The organism is Cetobacterium somerae ATCC BAA-474 (genome assembly GCF_000479045.1).
GTDB lineage: Bacteria > Fusobacteriota > Fusobacteriia > Fusobacteriales > Fusobacteriaceae > Cetobacterium_A > Cetobacterium_A somerae.
Map to the genome: position 1 here is coordinate 1 of NZ_KI518115.1, position 2,629 is coordinate 2,629.

Annotated in this window: 3 protein-coding genes; 1 reads left to right on the plus strand and 2 read right to left on the minus strand. The window is 25.2% G+C overall.

From position 1 onward, the window contains the following. Window positions 1-65: 65 nt before the first annotated feature. Window positions 66-416 (plus strand): GlgC family sugar phosphate nucleotidyltransferase, encoded by a 351-nt coding sequence (locus tag HMPREF0202_RS04360; RefSeq protein WP_023052077.1) that lies wholly within the window; start codon window positions 66-68, stop codon window positions 414-416. Between the two features lie 501 nt (window positions 417-917). On the opposite strand, the gene HMPREF0202_RS04365 is transcribed toward HMPREF0202_RS04360, so the two are convergent. Both HMPREF0202_RS04365 and HMPREF0202_RS04370 read right to left on the minus strand, forming a co-directional pair. Continuing rightward, the gene (locus HMPREF0202_RS04365; RefSeq protein ID WP_040406353.1) at window positions 918-1,688 is read right to left on the minus strand and encodes a dimethylarginine dimethylaminohydrolase family protein; all 771 of its coding nucleotides are present in this window, start codon (window positions 1,686-1,688) and stop codon (window positions 918-920) included. Window positions 1,689-1,703: 15 nt separating this feature from the next. Beyond that, window positions 1,704-2,435 (minus strand): basic amino acid ABC transporter substrate-binding protein, encoded by a 732-nt coding sequence (locus HMPREF0202_RS04370; protein ID WP_040406355.1) that lies wholly within the window; start codon window positions 2,433-2,435, stop codon window positions 1,704-1,706. Between the last annotated feature and the right edge of the window lie 194 nt (window positions 2,436-2,629).

Below are 2,629 nucleotides of genomic sequence, written 5' to 3' on the forward strand. Positions count from 1 at the left end.
AAAGTTATGTTTAAAAACTTGACTTAATACCAGTTGGAACTATTGAAAGTCTTTGGGCTGCAAATATGGATTTGTTAGATAGCTCAAATCCTATTGATCTTTTTGACAAAAATTGGAGAATATATTCTCAAGCTACAAATAAACCTGGTCATCTTCTTGAAGAAACTGCTGTTGTTAAAAACTCTATTATTTCAGAAGGGTGTATTATAAAAGGAGAAGTTATTAATTCTATTATCTCTTCTGAGGTTTTTGTTGAAGAGGGAGCTAAAGTACATAACAGTGTCATTTTAGCTGGAGCAGTTTTAAAAGAGGGTAGTTTTGTTAATAGAATAATTTTAGGTGAAAATGTTGTTGTTGAAAAAAATGAGCATTTTGGAAGAAAAGATGAAATTCTATTTATCGAATCTGTTAACTAAAAACAAAAAATAGATGCAAAGATTTTCGACTTGAAATATTTTTGCAAGCGTATCAGATTTAGCGTAAATTGTAAAAATTATATATATATTTTATCTTCTGAGTTATTAATATTTTTAAAATCAGAAGTTAGTAGAATTGCTAATAAATTTTTTGAGAATACTTTTATAATTTCTATTGATATTTTAAAAAGTTTTAGCGAGACGATTTTAACTATTTTTCCTGAAATTAAAAGGCAATGTTTTATGGTATATCAAATCAAAAATATATTAAGATATATGAATTATCGAGGTAAAAAAAGCTATTCTCAGAAACTAAAATGTAACTTTAATCTTATTCTTTTAGAAATATTATTCCATATTAAATATGGAATAATATTTCCTAAAACTGATTTTTCTCAATACGTTAGCTCATATAACTACTCATTCGCACATTTTTACGATATTTTATGATATTCATACTTTGAATTTTCATATTATTATAACATTTTTGCCTAAATAACTTTAAAATCTTAAAGATAAACAACTGAGACCTCCATCTATTTTTTTAAATTCAGATGTATCAACAGTAATAGTTTTATAGCCTAAATTTTGAATTTTCTTTTGAACTTGAGGATATCCAAAAGGAATGATAACAGTACCGTTTATCCAAATACAATTAGCAGCATAAGACTCATTATCTTGAACAATAATTTTGTTAAAATTTTTAAATTCATTTTTATCTATAAACTCTCCAGAAACAAGTATATTATTATTTTCTATATAATTAATTCCTGTTTTTAAATGTAATACTTCATTCAAAGTAACTTCAGATCCAAATAAATTATATTTAGTTAATATTGAAATGAATTGATTGATACCTTCCTTATTTGTTCTATCTGATTTACCAATGTAAAAATGGTTTCCTACCATCATAACATCTCCACCATCTAAAGTTCCAGGTGATTTGATATATTCAATTTTATTTTTTGGATAAAATTGTTCAATAACATTAATAATATATTCAATTTCTTTATTTCTAGATAAAGCTCCTGGATTAGTTATAATGGCACATTCTTTAGTTAGAACAGCAATATCTTCTACAAAACATGAATCTGGAAATTCTTCTAAAGCTTCAAGTTCAATAACATTAACATCACATGATTTTAAAGCATTAATATATGCTAAATGTTGTTTTAAAGCTATTTCGTAATTAGGTTGTCCTAATTCTGGTGAAGAGGTAATACCCTTGCAAATTGTTTTACTTGGTTTTCTAACAATAATATTCTTAAACATAACATCCTCCATAAGTTAATTTTCTACAAAATATTTTTTATTTAAATTTTCAAATACTCCATTTGATTTTAATGTTTCTAAAGCAGAGTTTATATCTTTTACAAGAGATAAATTTTCTTTTCCAACAGCAATAGCATAATCTTCTCTAGCTAATTCATTATCAATGTATTTTAAATTAGGATTGTTTTTAACAAAATTTTTAGCTGGTTCTGAATCTAAAATAACGGCATGGATTTTATTAGCATTTAAAGCCATTATAGATTCAGAGGTCGTATTATATCTATAAATAGTTATAAAATCTTGTATTTCTGTTGCAATAATATCACCAGTGCACCCAAGAACAACACCAACTTTATGTCCATTTAAGCTTTGAAGGGTATCTAAATTAGTCTTCTTATCCATAATTAGTAATTGTTTAGATGTATAGTATGGCTTAGAAAAATTTATGTTTTTTTCTCTTTCAGTTGTGACCGTCATACCTGCTATAACAATATCTAATTTCCCAGTTTGTAAAGCTGGGATCAGACCATCAAATTGAATATTTTTAATTATAATTTCTTTATCTAATAACTTTCCTATCTCTTTAATTAAATCAATATCAAATCCTTTAATTTCACCATTTTCAATATATTCAAAGGGTGGAAACTCAGTGGCATCTGTACCTACATAAAGTTTTTCTTGAGCATACAAAGCTGTTTTCAATAATAACAATGACAAAAATAACATTTTACTAAAATTTCTTTTCATAGTTAATCCCTCCATAAGTTAAAAAAATTTATATTAAACTTAAATTTAATCACGAAATAATTACAGATGTACCTAGTCTTCCTGAATATACTAAAATGAGTTTCTCTTTCATCATTTATTTCTCTAGTTAAAATGTTTTATTATTAATTCATCATAAATTCTCTCCTAAATATTTTTTTGTATAAAAAAAGCCA